General features: G+C 51.7%; 9 protein-coding genes and 6 pseudogenes. 3 read left to right on the top strand and 12 right to left on the bottom strand.

What is annotated here, in order from left to right; translation table 11 throughout:
• The first annotated feature begins 51 nt into the window (after positions 1 to 51).
• Entirely contained in the window at positions 52 to 1185 is a 1134-nt protein-coding gene (locus LH51_RS09050; RefSeq protein WP_036521702.1) for a GNAT family N-acetyltransferase, read from the top strand.
• Here LH51_RS09050 and fghA read toward each other — a convergent pair whose 3' ends face one another.
• From fghA to LH51_RS09030, 4 genes are all read right to left on the bottom strand, one after another.
• Complete coding sequence (gene fghA / locus LH51_RS09045; RefSeq protein ID WP_036521700.1) at positions 1186 to 2049, bottom strand: S-formylglutathione hydrolase; 864 nt, start codon at positions 2047 to 2049, stop codon at positions 1186 to 1188.
• Positions 2050 to 2119: 70 nt separating this feature from the next.
• Positions 2120 to 3238, bottom strand: a complete 1119-nt coding sequence (locus LH51_RS09040) for an S-(hydroxymethyl)glutathione dehydrogenase/class III alcohol dehydrogenase (RefSeq protein WP_036521698.1) — start codon at positions 3236 to 3238, stop codon at positions 2120 to 2122.
• Positions 3239 to 3356: 118 nt separating this feature from the next.
• Positions 3357 to 4409: a CobW family GTP-binding protein gene (locus LH51_RS09035; protein ID WP_036521696.1), complete on the bottom strand. Its 1053-nt coding sequence runs from the start codon at positions 4407 to 4409 to the stop codon at positions 3357 to 3359.
• Entirely contained in the window at positions 4399 to 5283 is an 885-nt protein-coding gene (locus tag LH51_RS09030; protein ID WP_036521694.1) for a LysR family transcriptional regulator, read from the bottom strand. The genes LH51_RS09035 and LH51_RS09030 overlap by 11 nt, the downstream gene beginning before the upstream one ends.
• 254 nt (positions 5284 to 5537) lie before the next feature.
• Between LH51_RS09030 and LH51_RS09025 the strand changes: the two genes are divergently transcribed.
• Positions 5538 to 6704, top strand: a complete 1167-nt coding sequence (locus tag LH51_RS09025; protein WP_036521691.1) for a GlxA family transcriptional regulator — start codon at positions 5538 to 5540, stop codon at positions 6702 to 6704.
• Between the two features lie 65 nt (positions 6705 to 6769).
• On the opposite strand, the pseudogene LH51_RS09020 reads toward LH51_RS09025, so the two are convergent.
• From LH51_RS09020 to LH51_RS08985, 8 genes and pseudogenes are all read right to left on the bottom strand, one after another.
• Positions 6770 to 8146, bottom strand: a pseudogene (locus tag LH51_RS09020) (L-serine ammonia-lyase).
• A 36-nt stretch (positions 8147 to 8182) separates the two neighbouring features.
• Positions 8183 to 9048, bottom strand: a pseudogene (gene purU / locus LH51_RS09015) (formyltetrahydrofolate deformylase).
• Between the two features lie 66 nt (positions 9049 to 9114).
• Positions 9115 to 9741, bottom strand: coding sequence for a sarcosine oxidase subunit gamma (locus LH51_RS09010; protein WP_036521688.1), 627 nt, complete (start codon positions 9739 to 9741; stop codon positions 9115 to 9117).
• A pseudogene (locus LH51_RS09005) lies at positions 9734 to 12750 on the bottom strand (sarcosine oxidase subunit alpha). The gene LH51_RS09010 and the pseudogene LH51_RS09005 overlap by 8 nt, the downstream one beginning before the upstream one ends.
• Positions 12747 to 13055, bottom strand: a complete 309-nt coding sequence (locus LH51_RS09000) for a sarcosine oxidase subunit delta (protein WP_036521686.1) — start codon at positions 13053 to 13055, stop codon at positions 12747 to 12749. The pseudogene LH51_RS09005 and the gene LH51_RS09000 overlap by 4 nt, the downstream one beginning before the upstream one ends.
• A gap of 14 nt (positions 13056 to 13069) precedes the next feature.
• A pseudogene (locus LH51_RS08995) lies at positions 13070 to 14318 on the bottom strand (sarcosine oxidase subunit beta family protein).
• A 21-nt stretch (positions 14319 to 14339) separates the two neighbouring features.
• On the bottom strand, positions 14340 to 15635 hold the full coding sequence (glyA, locus tag LH51_RS08990) for a serine hydroxymethyltransferase (protein ID WP_036521683.1): 1296 nt from the start codon (positions 15633 to 15635) through the stop codon (positions 14340 to 14342).
• A 191-nt stretch (positions 15636 to 15826) separates the two neighbouring features.
• A pseudogene (locus tag LH51_RS08985) lies at positions 15827 to 16932 on the bottom strand (FAD-binding oxidoreductase).
• A gap of 275 nt (positions 16933 to 17207) precedes the next feature.
• On the opposite strand from LH51_RS08985, the pseudogene LH51_RS08980 reads away from it, so the two are divergent.
• A pseudogene (locus tag LH51_RS08980) lies at positions 17208 to 18472 on the top strand (aromatic ring-hydroxylating oxygenase subunit alpha).
• The last annotated feature ends 32 nt before the right edge of the window (positions 18473 to 18504 follow it).

Raw genomic sequence — 18504 nt, 5'->3', positions numbered from 1 at the left:
GCGTATAGCGTTTGTTACTTTCACTTTTTACACTAAACCAGACAGAACATCATGTATCAGATACGCTTTTGCGACAGTATAGACAAGATACCGGCCAGCATCTGGAACACGCTTTGTGACACCGACTATCCATTTATCCAGCATGCTTTTCTCAAGGCACTGGAAGACTCAGGTTCGGTATCCGCCGCTACCGGCTGGCAGCCCATGCATATGCAGCTGTTATGCGGCGATGAGGTGGTCGGGGTGATGCCCTTGTATATCAAAAATCACTCTTACGGTGAGTATGTATTTGACTGGAGCTGGGCGGATGCCTGGGAGCACAACGGACTGGACTATTACCCCAAACTGGTGACAGCCATCCCCTACACACCGGCTCAAGGGCCAAGGTTTGGTTGCCAACTGCCAGACAGCGAGGCCTGCCAGGCATTTTATGCTGGCATCCGCCAATTAGGGCAGCAGATTTCAGCAAGTAGCTGGCACGGTTTGTTTGTCACCGATTCATTGCGCACAACCTTTGCGGCTCAAGACTGTGCCGTTCGTATGGGGCTGCAATATCACTGGTTTAATCGCGGCTATGCTGACTTTGACGATTACCTCAGTCATTTCAGCTCACGCAAACGCAAAAATCTGCGCAAAGAACGTCAGAAAGTAGCTGATCAAGGAATAGTGCATGACTGGGTCAGCGGTCAGGACCTGACCGATGAGGATATGCAACACTTCTGGATTTTTTACCAAATGACCCATCTAAAGCGTGGACGTAGAGGCTACCTGACCCGAGATTTTTTTGAACAGTTACGCCATGTATTCGCTGACAAGCTGGTGTTCTGTTTCGCCCGACAGGGTGACAGAACTCTTGCTGGTGCGCTGTTTTTTCGTGATAGCACCACCCTGTATGGTCGTTATTGGGGCTGTACCGAAGCCTACGACAGTCTGCATTTTGAAACCTGCTATTATCAGGGCATTGATTATGCCATCGCTGAAGGACTGGAGCGCTTTGATCCAGGCGCACAGGGTGAGCATAAAATCGCCCGTGGCTTTGAGCCGGTACCTACCTGGTCAGTACACCATATAGAGCACCCAGGTTTGCGCACGGCCGTAGCAGACTTTGTCGCCCAGGAAGCCACGCAACTGCGGCTGTATCAGGCGCAGTTGCGTGAAGGACTGCCGTTTCGTCAGGTCGACTGATCAGCGTAGCCCAAGGTGTTTGGCATGAAAACGCAGATGCGATTCGATAAAACTGGCGATGAAGTAGTAGCTGTGATCGTAACCTGGCTGATAGCGTATCTCAGCCGGAAAATTGGTCGACTCACACGCCGCAATCAACCGATCAGTTTTCAACTGCTCATCCAAAAAATTATCTGCTCGGCCCTGATCTACCAATACCGGCAGCGGCGTGGCGCAATTACGGATAAGTTCAACACTATCATAGGCTTTCCAGCTGGATTGGTCGCTGCCCAGATAACCGCTGAAGGCTTTCTGCCCCCAGGGGCATTCACTGGGATTCACTATGGGTGAAAAGGCGCTGACGGAGGTAAAGCGCCCTGCATTACGCAGCGCCAGCATCAATGCGCCGTGACCACCCATGGAGTGACCACTGATAGCACGCTGCTCTGTCAAGGGCATCAATCCTTCAAGCAGTTCCGGTAACTCCGTCAGAATATAATCATACATGCGGTAATGCGCAGCCCAGGGCGCCTCGGTAGCATTGACATAAAATCCGGCACCCAGGCCAAAATCATAGGCACCGGCTTCATCGTCAGGCACCCCTTCGCCCCGCGGACTGGTATCTGGCATGATCAGTGCCATGCCCAGTTCAGCGGCCACCCGCTGAGCACCGGCTTTGGTGGCAAAGTTCTGATCGGTACAGGTCAGCCCGGATAACCAGTAGAGTGCAGGTACCGGATGGCGTTCAGCCTGAGGGGGCAAAAACACGCTAAGCTGCATCGTACAGTTCAGTACCGCAGAGCGGTGTTGATACTGATTCTGCTGGCCGCCAAAACAGAGCACACTGCTGAGTAATTCCAGCGATTCATCAAGCCTGTCAGTCATATTTCATCCTGGGGTTGTTGAGTGAAGATAACCCAGCCAGAGGACTCCCTGGCTGGAGACGGCACCGGGATCAGTAATGCACCACACTGCGGATGGATTTGCCCGCATGCATCAGATCAAAGGCGTCGTTGATCTGTTCCAGGGGCATGGTGTGGGTGATAAAGGTATCCAGCTCATACTCACCCTGCATAAAGCGCTCCACATAACCTGGCAGTTCAGAGCGACCTTTTACACCACCGAAGGCACTGCCGCGCCATACCCGGCCCGTTACTAACTGGAAAGGACGCGTGGATATTTCCTGCCCGGCACCGGCCACACCAATAATAACCGACTCACCCCAGCCTTTATGGCAACACTCCAGGGCCGCACGCATAACGTTAACGTTACCGATACACTCAAAAGAATAATCAACACCGCCATCGGTCATGTCAACAATCACTTCCTGAATAGGCTTGTTATGCTGGGTCGGATTCACGCAATCAGTGGCGCCGAGTTTTTTGGCAATCTCAAACTTGTCTTCATTCAGGTCGATGGCAATGATACGACCGGCTTTGGCCATTACCGCACCGATAATCACGGCCAGACCGATACCACCCAGTCCGAACACAGCGACTGTATCACCTTTTTTGACCTTGGCAGTGTTAGTCACAGCGCCCATACCCGTGGTAACACCACAGCCCAGCAAGCAGACTTTTTCCAGCGGAGCGGCCTTGTCTATCTTAGCCAGAGACACCTCTGCTACTACAGTACGCTCGGCAAAGGTCGAAGTACCCATATAGTGGAAGATCGGCTTGCCATCTTTATAAAAACGCGTGGTACCATCCGGCATCAAACCCTTGCCCTGAGTAGCACGAACCGCCTGGCACAGATTGGTTTTCCCGGACAGACAGAATTTGCATTTTCCACATTCAGCCGTGTACAGCGGAATGACATGATCGCCGACTTCCACACTGGTGACACCTTCGCCTACCGCTTCAACAATACCAGCACCTTCATGCCCCAGGATAGCCGGAAAAATACCTTCAGGATCTTCGCCTGACAGGGTAAAGGCATCGGTATGACAAACCCCTGTGGCGACAATACGCACCAGTACCTCACCCTTTTGCGGTGGCATCAGATCCACTTCTTCAATACTCAGGGGCTGCCCTGGTCCCCAAGCGACCGCAGCACGCGTTTTAATCATGTCCATGTTGCCTCCAGTATTTCATTATCGTTATCGATTCCGCGACATTATAAATTTTCACAGCACAGTGATTGCAGCTTGAGTTGAAAATGACTCTTGCCATACTGAAACAATCACTCATTGACTAAAGCTTGCGGTAAGGTGAAGTCACTCCAATTTCGACCAACCGAATCAGCTCAGCTTCTATGGCATCCCAATCAAGCGGCTGCTGGGCAATAATCTCCACCCGGGAATCACGTCGGTAGCTGATATGATCATAGTCCATTTCAGCGCCCACACGATTCACAAACACCCAGGGAAGCCCCAGACGAAATGCCCCTTTAATCCGCTCAGCCCCATCTATTCCGGCAAGCAGAGCCTCGAGCTCATCAAACGGAAAAATATCATCCGGATGAAAAATCCAGCCACAACTGACCCGTCCCAGACCTTTGCTTATTTGACGCACAGGTCGGCAGGGTTCTGGCTGTGAGGGTTCTGATACCACCGCGGCATGAGGATGGTGGGGGTGATCCGCCGCATGCTGATGTGTCTCATGATGCGGGTGCGAAGCCGGAAAAACCGACTGAAACAGGCCATCGCGAACACAGTCCAACAAGACCATATCGAAAACCCCCTGACGGGTATGTAAATAATGTTGTTTAGGTGGGTAGAGCGACTCAATCAGACTGTCCATAGCGGTTAAATCCTGATCTGCTGCCAGATCAACTTTATTAGCAACCACCACATCGGCCATATTGATCTGATCCAGAAAAGTCTGATCCTGATTCAAGACCACGTCAGCCAGTTGGCGCGGATCTACCAGACAGATGACCGCTCGCAGATCCAGATGTTGCTTAAAGACAGGCTTTCTCAGTGTATCCAGAATACCCGCTGGATGTCCCATGCCGGTGGGCTCAATCAGTAAGCGATCAAAATGCTGAGTTTCCAGCAGTGTTTTCAGGCTGGCGTATAATTCACCACCAAGCTGACAGCAAACGCATCCGCCAGCCAACGGGGTCAATTGCAGATCATCCCGAGTCTCTATAGCCATTTGATCCACACCCACCTGACCAAACTCATTGACAATAATAGCCCAGTTCTCATCAGCGGGTTTTTGTGCAATCAGCGCTTTGATTGCTGTGGTTTTACCGCTACCCAGAAATCCAGTAATCAGGTGTGTTGCTATTTTAGATGCCATGACTGCGTTCTATTTCCTCAACCAAATAATCAATAAACATACGCACCTTGGAAGACAAATGCCGGTGTTGAGGATAAACCACCCAGATGGCCGAGTCCTTGAAGGCAAAGTCCTGCAGGACCGGCACTAATTCACCCCGCTCAAGGTACTCAGTAATGTAATAAGCCGGCAACTGAACCAGCCCCAAGCCTTTCAGCGCCGCATCCAACAGAGCGATACCGGAGTTAGCATGCAAGCGCCCTTGTACGCGCACTTCGCGTCGGGTTCCCTGATCCGAAAACATCCAGCGATCACGCGACCCAATCAAACACTGGTGCCGGGACAGATCCGCCAGCGTCGAAGGGATGCCTGTTTCGGCAAGGTACGCCGGTGATGCCACAACCATTTCTTCACGGGTCCAAAGGCGACGTGCGATTAACGAAGAGTCTTCCATGGGACCTATGCGGATGGCCAGGTCATAGCCCTCTTCGATCAGATCAACGCGGCGATTGGTCAAATGCAGGCGCACCTCCAAGTGCGGGTGCAACTGCATAAACGCATTGATCAAGGGAGCGATATAACGCTCACCAAAGGTATACCCGGCGGTTATTTTCAACACTCCGCGAGGACTGCCCTGCAAATCATTAATCGCCGATTCGGCCTCTCTGAAACCTGCAAAAAGGTGTTTACAATGCTCATAGTACAGCCGCCCGGCATCGGTCAGCCGAATCTTGCGCGTGGTACGATAAAGCAGCTGTGTACCTAACTGTTGCTCAAGCTTCACGACCAGTCGACTGATATGCGATGCCGATACATTCAACTGCCTTGCCGCCGCAGAAAAGGTGCCCAGCCTCACCACTTCTGTAAAAGCTTCGATTCTGTCCCAGTGATTCATTTTCTTCCCTATCAAGACGTTAAATCTTACACGATTTATTATTGCTGTATGGCAATAGTCATTTTATGTGTGAAGGATAAAAATAACATGCCTATTTACGACATTTGCATTACATTTAAGTTTGAACGTGCCCGAAAACGACACCGAGGTTCAGTGCATAGCACCCTATGCCAGCCATTATAAAAATAATATGCCAAACACCCGGATTACCTGTCCGGTGTGCAATGCTGACAATACAACCTGGAGTTATGTCAATGTCTTATACGCCTAAGGGTACAGCGCCGCTGTCCAAATCTGCTACGTCTGCAAAAAAACCAGTTAGCATCGGTTTTTTGTTGATGAATAATTTCACTCTGATATCACTCGCCTCAGCGATTGAGCCACTGCGCATGGCCAATCAATTATCCGGATCTGAGCTATACCAATGGTTCACCCTGACACCCGCTGGCCAGCAGGTGCAGGCCAGCGATGGGCTGACTGTCACACCCGACGCCGCCATGGAAGAAATACTGGCATTGGACATCATCATCGTCTGTGGCGGTTATGCGGCTCAGCATAGTGCCACACGCGAGCACTATAGCTGGTTACAACAACAGGTTCGTATGCACCGCAAGGTCGGCGCTATCTGCACCGGCAGTTGGGTTCTGGCCCAAGCAGGTTTGCTGGATAACTATGAGGCCAGCGTACATTGGGAGTGTATAGCGTCGATGAAAGAAGCTTTCCCCAAGGTTGAACTCTCCTCACGACTATTCAGTATCGACAGGGAGCGCATGACCTCTTCAGGAGGGACAGCCCCTCTGGACATGATGCTGAACCTGATTTCCCGCGAGCATGGCAAAGATCTGTCAGCAGGCATCTCGGATATGTTTATCTATGATCGTGTACGAAATGAGCAGGACCAGCAGCGCGTACCACTCAAGCACGTTTTGGGTTCCACACAGCCCAAGCTACTGGAAATCGTTGCGCTGATGGAGTCCAACCTGGAAGAGTTGCTGACTCTGGATGAACTGGCTAACTACGCCAGCCTGTCACGTCGCCAACTGGAGCGTCTGTTTCAGAAATATCTGAGCTGCTCACCATCACGATACTATTTGAAATTGCGTCTGGTTCGGGCAAGACAATTACTGAAGCAAAGTGGTCTGTCCATCATAGAGGTTGCCTCGGCGTGTGGATTTGCATCAACACCGCATTTCTCCAAATGTTATCGTGAATACTTTGGACTACCACCACGTGAAGAGCGTTTGGGTATGACTAATCACCGACCGCTCAACCCGGTACTGCATATGGCACAATTACCTGCCGAGCTCGCCGCTGGAGCGGCAGGTCAACCTCCGGTGCCTGAAACCAAGGTTTCAGCGGCCATCAAATCCCTGGCTCAGGCACGCAATGAACCTACCTTTGCCAGTATTTTGCTGCATTGACAGTATTTATATGACAGCCACTGCCCAACGCACACACCTCTGTTGCGTTGGGCAGTTTCAGACCATCAACACTCAATGGCATTAACCGCCAACCCTCCACGAGAGGTTTCCTTGTATTTATCCTGCATATCGCGGCCGGTATCCCGCATGGTACGGATCACCTTATCCAGTGAGATAAAGTGTTCACCATCCCGCGCAGTGCCATCTGAGCCGCGTTGATCGCTTTGATCGAAGCGATGGCATTGCGTTCGATACAGGCACTTGCACCAGGCCACCAACCGGGTCACAGGTTAAGCCAAGATTATGTTCCAGCCTATTTCAGCGGCATTTTCCACCTGTGCAGCACTACCGCCCAGTACTTCGCACAGGCCTGCTGCGGCCATGGCACAGGCCGACCCCACTTCTCCCTGGCAGCCCACTTCCGCACCGGAAATAGAGGCATTTTTCTTACACAGAATACCTACGGCACCGGCAGCAAGCAGAAAATTAACCAGATGCTTTTCAGACGCTGTCGGTTCAAATTGCATGTAATAGCAGAGTACCGCCGGAATAATACCCGCCGCCCCATTGGTTGGCGCCGTAACCATACGCCCGCCCGCCGCATTCTCCTCATTGACCGCCAAAGCATAAACATTGACCCAGTCCATGACCGAAAAATTACTGGCAATAACATTTTTGTTCTGCTCAACCGCTTTGAGGCGTTCATAGAAAGCGGGGGCACGGCGACGCACGTTCAATCCACCCGGTAATATGCCGCCCTGTTTCAGGCCACTTTCAACGCAAGCGTGCATCGCTTGCCAGATCGTCCAAAGGCCATCACGAATCTCTTGTTCACTGCGCCAGACTTTTTCATTTTCCAGCATCAGCTCACTGATCGACAGAGAATGTTGTTTACACAAGCGCAGCAATTCTTCAGCGGTATTGAAATCATAGGGCAGCGCAGAGGTATGCAGTACCAGTTTATCTTCAGCGGCCTGGGCTTCAGTGACCACAAACCCGCCACCTATGGAGTAATAGGTATTCTCATAGATAACCCCTGAATCCCCCAAAGCGGTTATCGACATCGCATTCGGATGGCCCGGTAACACTTCTTCAAGGAAGATCATGTCCCTGTCCCAATCGAACGCTACCGCTTGTTGCTGATTCAACTGCAACTGGCCACCAGCCAGCAGCGCCTCTATCCGCGGCGCGATAACTTGCGGATCGATCTGAGCAGGGCGCTCACCCATCAGCCCCATAATCACGGCGCGGTCTGTTGCATGCCCCTTACCCGTTGCCGATAGCGAACCATACAGGCGCACCTGAACCTGAGTTATTTGCTCCAGACACTGGCGTTTGATCAACTCATCAACAAAATCACAAGCGGCACTCATCGGCCCCACGGTATGGGAGCTGGATGGCCCAACACCAATTTTAAACAGATCAAACACACTGATGGACATGATTATTCTCGATTACCCTATTTATTGTTATAACGTTTAACTGGCAAAAACCACTGTTTTGCCCTTTTGCAGAAATACCCGACGCTCAATATGATAACTGACAGCCCGTGCCAGAGTTAAGCACTCAATATCACGGCCTTTTTCTATCAGATCTTCCGGATAGTGAGTGTGAGTTACCGGCTCTACGCCCTGCGCAATAATCGGACCTTCATCCAGATCATTATTGATATAATGTGCCGTCGCCCCAACCAGCTTAACACCTTTGTCATAGGCCTGATGATAAGGCCGGGCACCCTTGAAACCGGGCAACAATGAATGGTGTATATTGATCGCCTTGCCGGAGAGTTTTTCACACATTTCGGCTGACAATACCTGCATATAGCGCGCCAGCACCACCAGCTCCGCACCGGTCTCCTCTATAACCTGTAAAACTTGAGCCTCCTGCGCGGAGCGCGTTTCTGCACTGATTGGAAAATGGAAATATGGCAGGTTATGCACTGAGCCAAGGGTTCCAGATCGGGATGATTGGATACGATAGCACGTATATCAATGGACAACTGTCCAGTCCGGTAACGGTACAGCAAATCATTCAGACAATGATCTGACTTGGACACCATAATGACCACCGGCATGCGCGCATCCGGTGCTGTCAGTTCAAACTGCATATCAAACCCGGCCGCTCGTGGTGCAAAACGCTGCAAAAACCCCTCTGCATCAAAGCCGGACTGCTCTGGTCTGAACTCAACACGAATCACAAATCCCAGGCTTTCTTTATCATCAAAGGAGTTCAACTCGGTGATGTAGCAGTTCTCTTCACGCAGAAAACGTGTGACCACATCGACTGTGCCGATACGACTGGGGCATTGCGCTGTAAAAATCCAGCTTCCGTGTGTTCTGCTCATAACCTACCTCATCATCAAGGAGACCGGTGGTGCAGTTGTGCACCCCGGACACCCGCATTTATTATGTTATATTTCGGCGTCCAGGCCGAATTCCTGGCTGGCATCCACCAACCAGCGATAGCAGTAATCAGCAAAGCTTCGACGAATAACCAGTTCCCAAACATCCTCTGACGGGCGACGGATGACCGCCGTAGCTTTGGCAAAAGTTGTGGTGACCCCCTTGCCCACCGGAAAGTTGCGCGGGTGCACATCATAGCCAGTAGATTTATGCAGTACATCGCGAGCGGCAGGACCTGTCAGCGTCAACAATGTCTGCCCACCGCTAATATTAACCAGCGCAAAATGCCCGGAAAACGCGGCTCTGAGTGCCTGTTCGGTTTCATATTCGCTGCCACCTGGCAGCAGGATCAGCCACTCATCGGGTGCGATCCATTGAATACTGCTGCCCTTTTCCGCATTTTGGTGCAAGGCCAAAGGCTCAAGGGGTAATGTCATACCCAACACCTGTTGCACCGCTTCACACAACGCCGGGTCAGAGGCGTTACCCCGTAAAGTCAGATAACCAAGAAAGGCTTTTTCGCGCAGAATCACGCCAGGCGACTCACCGCCTTTTTTACCGCTCACATGGCTTAGCGGTGATTCAGCAACCACACCGGCACCGGCATATTGATCAAATACAGCTACGTTAGACATTCTGACGCTCTCCTTTCGGATCCAGGAAGACAGGGCTGACAATTTCGGCTTCATGTACCTTGCCATCCGCCATCGGCATATATACTTTCTCACCCATGCGTTCTGCACCACCGACTACTAATGCCAGTGCAAAACCATGTCCCAGCGTTGGACTGTAGTAACTGGAGGTCACATGGCCCATCATTTTCATTGGAATACTCTGGTTCGGATCCAGTACGATCTGGGCTCCTTCTTGCAATACCACAGCAGGATCAACGGGCTTCAGACCGACCATCTGTTTACGGTCCTTACGCCGTGTATCCGGGCGGGTGAGTGCACGCTTGCCGATCCAGGAAAACGGCTTGTCATAACCGACACACCACTGCATCCCCAGGTCTTCTGGCGTGACTGAGCCATCGGTATCCTGACCAACAATGATGAAGCCTTTTTCAGCACGCAACACATGCATGGTTTCGGTACCATAAGGCGTCAGGCCGTACTTGGCTTCATGCTCGAACAAGGCGTTCCAGACATGCATGGCATAGTTGGCCTGTACGTTGATCTCATAAGTCAGCTCACCGGTAAAGGAAATGCGATATACACGTGCAGGCACATCAGCCACCTGCCCTTCACGGCACTCCATAAATTTGAAGCTGTCTTTGGATAGATCGATATCGGTGATTTCCGAGAGCAGATCGCGGGCACGAGGACCGGTGATGGTCATGGTCGCCCAGTGATCGGTGACACTGTTGAAGTAGACTTCCAGTTCCGGCCACTCAGTCTGATGCCAAAGTTCCAGCCACTCCAGAATACCGGCAGCACCGCCTGTCGTTGTCGTCATAAGGAAGTGACTATCTCCCAGACAGGTGGTCACACCATCATCCATCACCATGCCATCATCTTTACACATCAATCCGTAACGACACTTGTTCAGCCCCAGCTGTGCCCACTTATTGGTGTAAACACGCGCCAGAAATTCACGCGCATCCTTACCTTGAATATCAATTTTACCCAGTGTGGATGCGTCCAGGATGCCAACTTTTTCACGCACTGCCAGGCATTCGCGCGCGACAGCCTCATGCATGGTTTCGTTGCCCACCGGGAAGTACCAGGGGCGCTTCCACTGACCGACGTCCTCAAATTTAGCACCACGCGCCAGATGCCAGGCATGCATGGCGGTGTAACGTTCCGGATCAAACAGATCACGGCAGTGACGTCCAGCAATAGCACCAAATGTGATGCCGGTGTAATTGGGACGAAACACCGTGGTACCGGTTTCAGGGATGGTCTGGCCCAACACGCGGGCCGCAATCGCCATACCGTTAATATTCCCCAGCTTGCCCTGATCAGTACCGAAGCCCAGAGCGGTATAGCGTTTGACATGCTCGATAGACTCAAAACCTTCGCGCGTAGCGATCTCAATACCCGCGGCTGTTACATCGTTCTGCAGATCAACAAATTGCTTCGGTGCACGCGTTGTTGGCTTCAGATGCGGCACCTGAAACAGTGCAACAGCTGTGCTTTCCAGCCGGCGGCTGGCTTTGGGTAATTTGATTTCGACCGGCTGATAGCCGCAAGCTGTCAGGGCTTGTGCGGCTGAATTCAGGCCAGACTTAAGCACCTCAGTCAGAGGGTAAACAGCATTGGCACCACCAGCCGGGATCATGCCTTTGACTAAGCCCGGAACAAAACCCAGTGCCTCATCATCCCACACAGGGCGCACACCGGTATGTGCCGACAAATGTACCACTGGGCTGAACCCTCCGGAGCTGGCAATCGTATCGCAAGGCAGATCTTCAGCCGCACCACTGAGCTTAAAAGCCTGCAGATCTACACGGGCTACACGTGCCGCTGTAACCCGTTTGCTGCCTTTACCTTCAAACACCGCACTACCAGTAATAATACGCAGGCCTTTTTGACGCGCCGCTTTAACAAGATCACCTTCAGGATTAGTACGGCAGTCCACCACGGCAACCACTTCACGTCCGGCGGCATGCCAATCCAGGGCCGCCTGATAGCCGCTATCATTGGCCGTAGTCACCACCAGCTTTTTACCCGGCACCACGCCATAACGACGAATATAGGTCGATACCGCACTGGCGAGCATATTACCGGGAACATCATTATTGGCATAAACGACAGGACGCTCATGCGCACCCGTCGCCAAAATCACCTGCCTGGCACGAATATGGTGCATACGGCTACGCACCTGATTTTTATCCGGTGCGCTATCGGCCAGATGTTCGGTACGACGCTCATGCAAAGTGACAAAGTTATGGTCGTGATAACCGTTAGCTGTGGTGCGTGGCAGCAAGAGTACATCGTCCATGCCTGACAACTCAGCCACGACTGATGCAACCCACTGTGTAGCTGGCTGACCATCCAGGGTATCTGCTGAATCCAATAAGGACCCACCCAGTGCTTCCTGCTCATCACACAAAATAACCCGTGCGCCACTGCGGGCTGCGGTCAATGCGGCGGACAAACCCGCCGGACCTGCACCAATCACCAGCAGATCACAGTGACGGTTATAGTGATCGTAGATATCCGGATCGTTTTCTTTAGGAGCACGCCCAAGACCCGCCGCTTTACGAATGAGTTTTTCGTAGGTCATCCACATGGAGGCCGGTGCCATAAAGGTTTTGTAGTAAAACCCCGGGCCCATCATCGGTCCACCCAGCTTTCCCATCAGCCCCATGGCATCATTATTGACGTTTGGCCAACCATTGGTGCTGCGTGCCGACAGGCTTCATAGAGCGCCTGCTGTGTCGCACGTACGTTAGGCACTTGCGCCGCTTCAGTAGAACCTAACTGCACCACCGCATTGGGCTCAGCCGCACCGGCCGCGACAATACCGCGTGGACGTGAATACTTGAAGCTGCGGTTAACAATATCGATACCGTTCGCCAGTAACGCTGATGCCAGCGTATCACCTTGGTAACCGGTATAACGTACACCGTTAAAACTGAAGTTCAGGGTCTTGCTGCGGTCAATCGATCCGCCTGTATCGAGACGATTTGGCTGACTCATTTTTCGCCTCCGGTTGACTGGCTCTGTGCGGTTACCTGGGGTTGTTCGCCCATTTTGTAGGTTTCCAGTATTTCGTAACTGACGGTATGACGGGTCACATTAAAAAACTTGCGACAGCCGGTAGCATGCACCCACATTTCGTGATGGATACCGCGTGGGTTATCCCGATAAAACAGATAATCACCCCAGGCCTCATCAGAGCAATTTTCTGGATCTTGCGGACGCAGGATATGCGCCTGACCTTTGGGATGAAATTCATTCTGTTCACGATGCTCCCCACAATAGGGACAGTAAATATGCAACATGGTATTCCCTCTGCTTAGTGGGCGACGCCGGCGGCGCCGTGCTCGTCGATAAGTTTACCGCTGACAAAGCGATCAATACTGAAAGGTGCCGCGATCGGATGGGCATAACCCTTCGCCAGCGTCCAGGCAAACACATTGCCGGAACCCGGCGTGGCTTTAAAGCCACCGGTTCCCCAGCCACAGTTGAAGAACAAGCCTTTCACCGGCGTGGCTGACAAGATAGGACAGGCATCCGGCAGGTATCGACGATGCCCCCCACTGACGGTTCATGCGTACCCGTGAGAAGATCGGGAACATCTCCACCATCGCCTGCAGGGTGTGCTCAATGGTCGGATAGCTACCGCGCTGACCATAACCATTGTAACCATCGATACCGGCACCAATAACAAGATCACCTTTATCTGACTGACTGCAATAACCGTGTACATGGTTGGACATGACCACCGTATCCAGAATCGGTTTGATAGGTTCAGACACCAACGCCTGCAAAGGGTGAGACTCCAGTGGCAGTTTGATGCCTGCCATACGTGACAGCACACCCGAATTACCGGCGGCAACACAACCCACCGTTTCCGCACCAATAAAGCCTCGATTGGTTTCTACCCCGACAATTTGGCCATCTTCAATGCGCATATCTACAACTTCAGTTTGCTGTATCAGATCCACACCCAAGGCATCAGCGGCACGGGCAAAGCCCCAGGCGACCGCATCATGACGGGCTACGCCAGCGCGCGGCTGCCAGGACGCACCCAGTACCGGATAACGCGTGGCTGTTGAGCAATCCAGAATCGGGCAGATTTCCTGCACCTGTTTGGCATCCAGCACTTCACCATCAATACCGTTAAGACGGTTGGCATTGACGCGGCGCTGAATATCGCGCATGTCCTGCAGGGTGTGCCCAAGATTGAGTACACCGCGTTGGGAAAACATCACGTTGTAGTTCAGATCCTGCGACAAGCCTTCCCAAAGCTTCATCGAATGCTCGTACAGCGCAGCCGCTTCATCCCAGAGGTAGTTGGAACGCACAATAGTGGTATTTCGTGCGGTATTACCGCCGCCCAGCCAGCCTTTTTCCACCACCGCCACATTAGTGATGCCATGCTCTTTGGCCAGGTAGTAAGCTGTAGCCAGACCGTGACCACCGCCACCGATAATAATCACATCATACTTTTTCTTGGGAGTCGGGTTGCGCCACATGCGCTGCCAGTTTTCATTGTGTGACAGAGCCTGTTTAGCCAGACCAAAACCTGAATAACGCTGCATTATAAATTCTCCTGTGCCTGACTAGGCGCGGGTTTCGGTATAAACCGGGAAACGGGCACAAAGTTCAGCAACTTTGTCACGTACACTGGCTTCGATTGCATCGGTTGATTGACCGGCACTCATCACATCCAGAATGTCACAAATCCAACCTGACAGAGTGCGGCATTCACTCACACCAAAGCCACGCGAAGTCACAGCAGGCGTTCCTATGCGCAACCCAGAGGTCACAAACGGACTTTGCGGGTCATTCGGCACCGAGTTTTTATTGACAGTGATATGCGCACGTCCCAGGGCGGCATCGGCTGCTTTTCCTGTCAGCCCCTGATTAATCAACGACAAGAGGAACAGATGATCTTTGGTGCCTCCGGAAATTACCTCATAGCCGCGTTCGATAAACACACCGGCCATTGCCTGGGCGTTACCCAATACATGCTGCTGGTAGGTAATAAACTCCGGCTCCATCGCTTCTTTGAAGGCAACGGCTTTAGCTGCAATAACATGCATCAACGGCCCACCCTGCTGACCTGGGAATACGGCTCCATTGAGTTTTTTATGCAGTGTCTCGTCATCACGCGCTGTCAGGATCAGACCACCGCGTGGTCCCCGCAGGGTTTTGTGTGTGGTGGTCGATACCACATCGGCAAAGGGTAAAGGACTGGGGTAGAGTCCGGCCGCAACCAAGCCAGCGATGTGTGCCATGTCTACAAACAATACCGCACCCACCTCATCCGCAATCTGACGGAAACGTGCCCAGTCCACGATCAATGAATAAGCCGAAAAACCGGCAATAATCATCTTCGGTTGATGCTCCCGTGCCAGACGTTCTACTTCAGCGTAATCGATCTCGCCGGTTTCCGGATTCAACCCGTACTGTACTGCCTTGTAATACTTGCCGGAGAAGTTAGGCGCAGCACCATGGGTCAGGTGTCCACCATGGGCCAGGCTCATCCCTAAAATAGTATCACCTGGACTGACCATCGCCATGAATACCGCGGCGTTAGCCTGAGCACCGGAATGTGGCTGCACGTTAGCGTAGCGGGCACCGAAAAGTTTACAGGCACGCTCAATAGCTAATGCTTCAACCTTGTCAACTGCTTCGCATCCGCCGTAATAACGCTTACCTGGATAGCCTTCAGCATACTTATTGGTCAACTGGCCACCCTGTGCTTCCATCACCCGGATACTGGTGTAATTTTCGGATGCAATCAGCTCAATATGTGCTTCCTGGCGCTGCTGTTCTTCATTGAGCATCTGTGCCAGATCAGCATCATACGCCTGGATCGAGTCGAGTCGGGAATAGCCATCACGGTTGATCATTGTGTTCTCCTGTAAGTTCATGGCGCTTATTCTTGTAAAACCGCCAACACCTGGCTTGAATGCCATTTGCAGCAGATGTTAGCCCTACACAGCTAACATCAGATGTGTACCTGCGTCAGTAGGTGATACATTTGCGACATGGATATCAATTTGCGACACAGCCTGCAGTTTAGCCTGACAAAACCTTACTGTCAGAAATCCACCACGACATTGCCTTTGGGTCGACTACAGCAAGACAGAATATAGCCATCTGCCACATCTTCATCAGTGATGCCTCCGTTGTGTTCCATCTCCACTTCACCTGACTTCAGTTCGACGCGACAGGTACCACAGATGCCCATACCACAGGCTTTAGGGATATGCAGACCCAATTTTGACGCGGCTGCATGTACAGTTTCACTTGGCAGGATACGCACACTCTTACCGGAGCTGGCAAACTCAACCTGCAACAGATCTGACTGCTGCACATCCTCAGCTGCTTGCTCAGCCTGTTCGACCAGTTCAAGTACTTCTTCTTCGATTTCAACCGGTGTCGCACCAAAGGACTCTTCATGGTAGTGCGCCATATTGAAGCCATTTTGCTGCAGGATGTTCTTCACCGCATTCATGTAGGCGTCGGACCACAGCAAAAAATTTCCCGCTCCAGATAATCCGGCGCGATCAGTTCCAGCATACGTTGATTAACATAGCCTCGCAGGCCATACCAGGACTCACCCAATTCATCGCTGCGTTCACACACGATATGCAGCTTGAACTCAGGAATACGCGAAAAAATATGCTCCATCTCGCGATGATAAATAATATCCTTTGGCGAGCGTGCACTATGAATGAAGTTAATATCGATGGTGGCATTGGTATCAAAATACCAGCGCACCATCGACATCAACGGGGTGATGCCGACACCGCCGGATAAAAACAGTGCTTTTTCGGCTGGATAGTCAATACAGTTGAAATTACCCACTGGCCCATGAACAGCCAGATCATCACCCTGCTTAAGATTATCATGCAGCCAGTTGGACACTACGCCACCCGGCATACGTTTGACGGTAATGGAGAAACTGTAAGGCACCGAAGGCGAGCTGGATATGGTATAGGAACGCATGATCGGCAAACCATCGATCTCCAACTCCAGGGTCACGAACTGCCCCGGTTTAAAGAAAAACAGCACCGGTTGCTCTGCCATAAAGCAGAAGGTTCGGACATCCCAGGTTTCCTGTATCACCTTGACACAACGCACCAGGTGTCGACCGTTAGACCAGGTCTGGGTGGTAATCGGGTTCATGAAGGTATCAGTCATGCGTTTCATCCATCAGCTGTTGATCAATTTATTGTCATTGGAGGCACTGTCTGCACATTGTCGACCTGCACAGATACGACCATTGTTCTGTCTGCGACATTCGCTAGTCTAATCCCCCCAGTTAATGCGTTTTTTTCACTCTGGAGGTCGCTTTGCAATCAGCCAGTGTCGTCAGTGAATAACTGCCTGATCCAGCTCTATTCCACACTTGCTTCACGGACATATCGGAAGCCCGGTAAAACTTTAAACCTGGACCCTAAAGCAGGACAAGCACAATGAACCTGAATACCTCACAGATGCTGGAAGACCCTTTGGCTAGCCTGCGCGAAACTGCCGCTGCCATGCTGATCAAACGCAAACCTAACTACTCGCTTGAGCAGCCTTTTTACAATGATGAACGCATCTACAGGCTCGATATTCAGGAAATCTTCGAGAAGGAGTGGATCTTTGCCGGTATGACCTGCGAAATACCCGCCAAAGGCAACTTCATCACCCTGAATATTGGCGACAATCCCATTGTCATTGTCCGTGGAGCTGAAGGTGCTGTGCATGCCTTTTTCAATGTCTGTCGTCACCGCGGATCACGCCTGTGTGTCACCGAAAAAGGCAAGGTGGCCAAACTGGTATGCCCATACCATAAATGGACCTATGAGCTGGATGGCCGCTTGCTATTTGTCGGCTCCGATATGAGTGCGCAGTTTGATATCACGGCTCACAACCTCAAGCCTGTTAATGTGAAAGTTGCGGGTGGTTATATTTTTGTCTGTTTAGCTGAACAACCTCCTGAATTCGAAGCCTTTACCGAAGAACTGAAACACTACCTTGAACCTTATGATACTGAAAACCTTAAGGTAGCGGTGCAGTCCGATATAGTGGAGGATGCCAACTGGAAGCTGGTTATCGAAAATAACCGTGAATGCTACCACTGCAATGGTTCACACCCTGAGCTGCTGAACTCGCTGCAACAGTTTGATGACACCGATGATCCGCTGGCAACACCGGAATACAAAGCACTGGTGGCACGCAAACAAAAAGACTGGGATGATATGGGTGTTCCCTATACATTGAAATATTTCGGCAAACGCAACCGCATGACACGTACCCCGCTGCTCGACGGTATACTATCCATGACCATGGATGGCAAACCCGCCTGTAAGAAACTTATGGGGCGTATTACCAGCCGGATATGGGTTCACTGCGTATTCTGCATCTGCCCAACTCCTGGAACCACTGGCTGGGTGACCACGCGATTGTGTTCCGCGTACTGCCACTGGGGCCACAAAAAACCCTGGTTACGACCAAATGGCTGGTACATAAGGATGCTGTAGAAGGTGTCGACTATGATCCAGAGAATATGCGCAAAGTCTGGGATGCTACCAACGATCAGGACCGTGTTCTGGCGGAAGAAAACCAGCGCGGCATCAATTCCATCGCCTACCAACCCGGCCCCTATTCGGAAACCTTCGAATTTGGCGTGATCGACTTCATCAACTGGTACAGCGATCGCATCATCGAAAACACCGGCCACACCTCCGTTTAGTACCCCAAAAAGGGTTAGTACCCTTTATTTTT

It is taken from the genome of Nitrincola sp. A-D6 (assembly GCF_000764495.1).
Taxonomy (GTDB): Bacteria; Pseudomonadota; Gammaproteobacteria; order Pseudomonadales; family Balneatricaceae; genus Nitrincola.
Note: the sequence above shows the minus strand (reverse complement) of the source record. Positions and strands in the feature narration are given on the sequence as shown.